5 protein-coding genes and 1 pseudogene are annotated in these 6097 nt (G+C 70.8%); 3 read left to right on the forward strand and 3 right to left on the reverse strand.

The window, feature by feature from the left end:
* The first annotated feature begins 374 nt into the window (after window positions 1–374).
* Window positions 375–1667, forward strand: coding sequence for a glutamate-1-semialdehyde 2,1-aminomutase (gene hemL, locus D588_RS0116300; protein WP_017916733.1), 1293 nt, complete (start codon window positions 375–377; stop codon window positions 1665–1667).
* A gap of 73 nt (window positions 1668–1740) precedes the next feature.
* Here the strand turns inward: hemL and azu are convergent, their stop codons facing one another.
* Window positions 1741–2196, reverse strand: a complete 456-nt coding sequence (gene azu / locus D588_RS0116305) for an azurin (protein WP_017910448.1) — start codon at window positions 2194–2196, stop codon at window positions 1741–1743.
* Window positions 2197–2359: 163 nt separating this feature from the next.
* Between azu and D588_RS0116310 the strand changes: the two are divergent.
* Window positions 2360–3029 (forward strand): annotated as a pseudogene (locus D588_RS0116310) (HAD-IA family hydrolase).
* Window positions 3030–3038: 9 nt separating this feature from the next.
* Here the strand turns inward: D588_RS0116310 and D588_RS0116315 are convergent.
* Window positions 3039–4271 (reverse strand): acetylornithine transaminase, encoded by a 1233-nt coding sequence (locus tag D588_RS0116315; RefSeq protein ID WP_017916735.1) that lies wholly within the window; start codon window positions 4269–4271, stop codon window positions 3039–3041.
* A gap of 322 nt (window positions 4272–4593) precedes the next feature.
* Between D588_RS0116315 and D588_RS0116320 the strand changes: the two genes are divergently transcribed.
* Window positions 4594–5463: an ion transporter gene (locus D588_RS0116320; protein WP_017916736.1), complete on the forward strand. Its 870-nt coding sequence runs from the start codon at window positions 4594–4596 to the stop codon at window positions 5461–5463.
* A gap of 4 nt (window positions 5464–5467) precedes the next feature.
* Here the strand turns inward: D588_RS0116320 and D588_RS0116325 are convergent, their stop codons facing one another.
* Window positions 5468–5890 carry a VOC family protein gene (locus D588_RS0116325; RefSeq protein ID WP_017916737.1) on the reverse strand — a complete coding sequence of 141 codons (423 nt, stop codon included), beginning with the start codon at window positions 5888–5890 and terminating at the stop codon, window positions 5468–5470.
* Window positions 5891–6097 lie beyond the last annotated feature (207 nt).

Genomic DNA, 6097 nt, shown 5'->3' on the forward strand with positions numbered 1-6097 from the left:
GGGCGGATGAGGGTACGGGCGCAGCCTCATGCACCCAATCATCGCGCGTCGCTCCGCGCCGGACCCTCACCGCAACCCCTCTCCCGGGGGGAGAGGGCTAGCCGCTCCCTTCTCCCGCCGGGAGAAGGTGGCCCGAAGGGCCGGATGAGGGTACGAGCGCAGCCTCATGCACCCAAACACCGCGCGTCGCTCCGCGCCGGACCCTCACCCCAACCCCTCTACCGGCGGGAGAGGGGCTTGAAGCAAATCCACGGCGCGGCGCCGACCGCGGCGAATCGACGACATGGCGCACACCGGCGGCAGCCGCGACAATAGACGGCCTCGCTCCGCGCCCGGCCGGTCGGCCCGGCCAGCATCGCCAAGGATTTCCGCTCATGTCCCATTCCCGCTCGCACGCCCTGTTCGCCCAAGCGCAATCGCTGATTCCCGGCGGCGTCAATTCGCCGGTGCGCGCCTTCAAGTCGGTGGGCGGCGAGCCGTTCTTCGTGCAGCGCGCCGATGGCCCGTACCTGTACGACGTCGACGGCAACCGCTACATCGACTACGTCGGCTCGTGGGGGCCGATGATCGCCGGGCATAACCACCCGGCGGTGCGCGAGGCGGTGCAGCGCGCGATCGGCGATGGGCTGTCGTTCGGCGCGCCGTGCCCGGCCGAGGTGACGATGGCGCAGACCATCACCCGGCTGGTGCCGTCCTGCGAGATGGTGCGCATGGTCAACTCCGGCACCGAAGCCACGCTGTCGGCGGTGCGGCTGGCGCGCGGCGCCACCGGGCGCAACCGCATCGTCAAGTTCGAAGGCTGCTACCACGGCCACGGCGATTCGTTCCTGGTCAAGGCCGGCAGCGGCATGCTGACCCTGGGCGTGCCGACCTCGCCGGGCGTGCCGGCCGGCCTGAGCGAACTCACCGCCACCCTGGCCTACAACGATGCCGAGGGTGCCACCGCGCTGTTCGAGGAAATCGGCCACGAGATCGCCGCGGTCATCATCGAGCCCGTCGTCGGCAACGCCAACTGCATCCCGCCGCGTCCGGGCTATCTGCAGCACCTGCGCGACCTGTGCACGCAGCACGGCGCGCTGCTGATCTTCGACGAGGTGATGACCGGGTTCCGCGTCGCCCTGGGCGGCGCGCAGGCGCACTACGGGGTGACCCCGGACCTGACCACCTTCGGCAAGATCATCGGTGGCGGCATGCCGGTGGGTGCCTATGGCGGGCGCGCCGAGCTGATGCAGCAGGTGGCGCCGTCCGGGCCGATCTACCAGGCCGGCACGCTCAGCGGCAATCCGGTGGCGATGGCCGCCGGGCTGGCGATGCTGGAACTGATCCAGGAACCGGGCTTCCACCAGCGCCTGGACGCGGCCACCGCGCAGCTGTGCGCCGGCCTGGAAGCCGCTGCGGCGGCGGCCGGCGTGGCGGTCACCACCAACCAGGTCGGCGCGATGTTCGGGCTGTTCTTCACCACCGAGAAAGTGGAGACCTATGCGCAGGCCACTGCCTGCGACACCGCCGCGTTCAACCGCTTCTTCCACGCGATGCTGGAGCGCGGTGTGTTCCTGGCGCCGTCGGCCTACGAGGCCGGCTTCGTCTCCAGTGCGCACGACCAGGACGTGCTGGAGGCCACCCTGGCCGCGGCGCGCGAGGCGTTCGCGGTGGTCGCCGCCGGCTGAGATGCCGGTGCCACGACCCTGGCATGACGACAACGCGCGGCGCCGATGGCCGGCGCCGCGCCGCTGCGCTGGATCAACCGAACACGAACTTGCCCTTCATCACCGCCCAGTGTCCCGGGAACGAGCAGAAGAAGGTGTAGTCCCCACCCTTGCTCAGCTTGGCGGTGGAGAACTTGACCGTGTCCGACTGCCCGGCGCCGATCACCTTGGTGTGGGCGATGATCCGCGGATCGTTCTTGGGCAGGTAGTTGTCGGCCAGGCTGGAACTGGTGCCGGCATTGGCCACCGCCTGGAAATCCGGGGTCTTGGTCAGCACCCAGTTGTGGCCCATCACCGCGGCGGCGAGCTTGCCGCTGTGCTTGAGCGTCACCGCCACCTCGGTGCAATCGGCCGCGACCTTGATCTGGGTCTGGTCGTAGGACATCTGGTCGGTGCCGGTGATGGTCACCGCGCAGGTCTTGGCCCAGGCGGCAGGTGCGAACGCGAGGCCGGCAAGGACGAGCAGCAGGGATGGAAACTTGGTGTTCAAGGCGGGTTCCTCGGCAAGAAAGACAACACTGCGCCACGGCAGGTCGCGCGCGTGGCGGCGTGCCCCGACTGTCCGCCGGCCCGCGATGGCTTGTCAACGACAAGCGATGGCGCATTGCATCATCGGCACGCGGCGGCGACCCCGCAGAGCGGCGTGAGCTTCGCTGCTCCCGCGCCACGCCAGCCGCCACTCACCCAGGCCTCCTCATGCCCGCAATGACCCGCGCGCGGCCGGCGCTGCTGCTGCTCGATTTCGACGGCGTGCTGGCGCGCTACACGCGTGCCGACCGCATCGCCGCGCTTGCCGCGCACTGCCGCTGCGAGGCCGCACAGGTGCGCGAGGTCCTGTTCGGTTCCGGATTGGAGATCGCCTACGACGGCGGCGAACTCGACACCGCCGCCTACCTGCAGCGATTGAGCGCGGGCCTGGGCGCCGCGGTGGACGCGGATGCGTGGATCGCCGCGCGGGTGGCGGCCAGCCGCGCCGACGCTGGCGTGGTCGCGCAGGTGGTGGCACTGGCCGAGCGCGTGGCCATCGGCGTGCTGACCAACAACGGTGCGCTGATGGCGCAGGCGATGCCGCAGATCGTGCCCGCGCTGTTTCCGCTGCTGCACGGGCGCGTGCTGTGCAGCGGCCGCCTGGGCGGGCGCAAGCCGGAGGCAACGGTATATCGGCACGCGCTGGCGCACTTCGATGTCGCCCCGCGGCAGGCGCTGTTCATCGACGACCTGTTCGTCAACGTGCGCGGCGCCCGCGCGATCGGCATGGCCGCGGAAACCGCCAGCGGTGCGCGCGCCCTGCGCCGCGCGCTGGCGCGGCACGGCCTGGGCTAAGTCGCCGGCTCAGCGCGCGGCGAGGTAGGCGCGCAGCGCGCTGCGCAAGCGCGCCAGGCCTTCGCCCAGTTCGGCATCGGTGAGGTTGAGCGCGGGCACGAAGCGCAGCACGTCCGGGCCCGCCTGCAGGGTCAGCAAACCATGCGCGGCGGCGTAGTCGAGGATGGCGCCGGCCTGTCCGGCATGTGCCGGCGCCAGCACCGCACCCAGCATCAGCCCGCGGCCGCGAACCTGCGAGAACAACGCGAACTCGTCGTTGAGCGCCGCCAGGCCGGCACGCAGCGCCGCCGATTGCCGCGACACGTTGGCGGCGATCGCCGTCGAGGCCAGCTTGCGCAGCGCCACCCGCGCCACCGCCGCGGCCAGCGGGTTGCCGCCGAAGGTGGTGCCGTGCGCGCCGAACTGCATGGTCTCGGCGACCTTCGGCCCGGCCAGCAGCGCGCCGATCGGGAAGCCGCCGCCCAGCGCCTTGGCCAGGGTCACGATGTCGGGAGTGATCTGGTCCTGCCAGTGCGCGAACAGGGTGCCGGTGCGGCCCATGCCGCACTGGATCTCGTCCAGCACCAGCAGCGCGCCGTGGTGGTCGCACAGCGCCCGCACCTGCGCCAGGAAGCCCGGCGCCGCCGGCATCACCCCGCCCTCGCCCTGCACCGGCTCCAGCATCACCGCGGCCACGTCGCCAGCGGCCATCGCCGTTTCCAGTTGCACGATGTCGTTGAAGTCGACGTAGCGGAAACCGCCGGGCAGCGGCTCGTAGCCTTCCTGGTACTTGGGCTGCGCGGTGGCGGTCACCGCGGCCAGGGTGCGGCCGTGGAAGCTGCCGCGGAAGGTGACGATCACCCGCCGCTGCGGCGGACGGCCCTGGGCGGTGGCCCACTTGCGCACCAGCTTGATCGCCGCCTCGTTGGCCTCGGCGCCGGAATTGCACAGGTACGCCTTCTCCGCGAAGCGCGAGGCCACCACCAGTTCCTCGACCAGGCGCAGCGGCGGCTCGCTGTAGAACACGTTGCTGGTGTGCCACAACTTGCCGGCCTGTTCGAGCAGCGCCGCCTGCAGGTCCGGATCGTTGTGGCCGAGCCCGCACACGGCGATGCCGGCGGACAGGTCGATGTAGTCGCGCCCCTCGCTGTCCCACACCCGCGCGCCCTGGCCGCGCTCCAGCACCAGTTGGCGCGGACGGTAGATCGGCAGCGCGTAGCGTTGGCCGAGGGCGATCAGCTCCGCGGCGGAAGAAGCGGTCATCGAGGCAGTCCTGCGGGGAAAGCGCCGATTATAAGACCGCCGGCAGCGCACGGCCGGGGGACTGCCGGCCGCCGCCTGGACCGACGGGGCGGCAGGCTGCTGTGCCACACCGCCGCCGCCCGCACGCGTGCCGCAGCAACCCCACCACGCCGTTGCTCGACATCTGGGAGGGACTTCAGTCCCGACGCGTCAGCGCGACGGCGTCGGGGCGGAAGCCCCTCCCACAGGGGGCTCTCCAGCAGCCGCGTCGCATCCGATCAGGACGCCGCCTGCCGCGGCGCGCGCGCCCGCGACCGCAAGGCGGCTCGGGTAGCATGGGCGCATGCGATTTTTCCTCGATTCCCCGCTCGCCCCGGCGACCGAGCACGGCTGGCGGCGCCGCTGGTTCGACATCATCTATCGGCACGACACCACGCCTTCGCGCAACTTCGACCTGTTGCTGGTCGCGGCGATCCTGGCCAGCGTCGCGGTGATTCTGGTCGACAGCGTGCCGGCGCTGCACAGCCGTTACGCCGGCGCGCTGTACGTGCTGGAGTGGGGCTTCACCGTGCTGTTCACCGCCGAGTACGCCTTGCGCCTGGCCACGGTGCAGCGGCCGCTGCGCTATGCGCTGAGCTTCTGGGGCGTGATCGACCTGTTGTCGATCCTGCCCACCTACATCTCGTTTCTGCTGCCCGGCGCGCAGACCCTGCTGGTGGTGCGCGTGCTGCGGGTGCTGCGGCTGTTCCGCATCCTCAAGCTGACCCGCTACGTCGAGGAAAGCAGCCTGCTGGTCGATGCGTTGTGGCGCAGCCGGCGCAAGGTGTTCGTGTTCCTGTTCACGGTGATCACCCTGGTAGTGATCTTCGGCGCGTTGATGTACGTGGTCGAAGGCCCGGCCAACGGCTTCACCAGCATCCCCACCGCGATGTACTGGGCGGTGGTGACGATGGCCACGGTCGGCTTCGGCGACATCGCCCCGCTCACCCCGCTGGGCCGCGCCATCACCTCGGTGCTGATCCTGATCGGCTACAGCATCATTGCCGTGCCCACCGGCATCTACACCGCGGAACTGGCCAACAGCCTGCGCGATGCCGACCGCAGCCGCGCGCCGGATCGACGCACCTGCGTGCACTGCGGCCTGCACGGCCACGACCGCAACGCCGGCTATTGCCGGGGCTGCGGCCAGGCGTTGCCCGAGACGGTGCCCTGAGCCCTTACCAGACGCCGGTGTTCGGCATCGACACCCACGGCTCGGCCGGCGCCAGCGCCTCGCCCTTCTGCAGCAGCTCGATCGAGATCAGGTCCGGGCTGCGCACGAAGGCCATGCGCCCGTCGCGCGGCGGACGGTTGATGGTCACGCCGAGCGTCTGCAGGTGCGCGCAGAGGGCGTAGATGTCGTCGACCTCGAAGGCCAGGTGGCCGAAGTTGCGGGCGCTGCCGTAGTCCTCGTCCGAGCCCCAGTTGTAGGTCAGCTCGACCTCGGCCTCCGGGTTCTCCGGCGCGCCGAAGTACACCAGGGTGAACTTGCCGGCTTCGTTCTCGATGCGGCGGGTTTCGTGCAGGCCCAGACCTTCGGTGAAGAACGTGCTGGTCTTCTCCAGGTCGTGGACGCGGATCATGGCGTGCAGGTATTTCATCGTGACAGCTCCGAGAGTGGGGGATGGGACGCGCCGTACCGCGATGGCGCGCGGAAAGGGCGCATAGGGTAGCGCCGGCGGCGTGCAGGCATGGCGACGCCGCGGCGGGACCGGTTCAGCGGAAATAGCAGGCCTTCAACGGCAGCGCCGCCGCGCCCACCGCGCTGGCATCGGCGGTGGCGGCGGCCGGCAGCAGCCGCGGCAACG

Origin of the sequence: Xanthomonas sp. SHU 308 (assembly GCF_000364645.1) — a bacterium.
GTDB classification, from domain to species: Bacteria; Pseudomonadota; Gammaproteobacteria; order Xanthomonadales; family Xanthomonadaceae; genus Xanthomonas_A; species Xanthomonas_A sontii.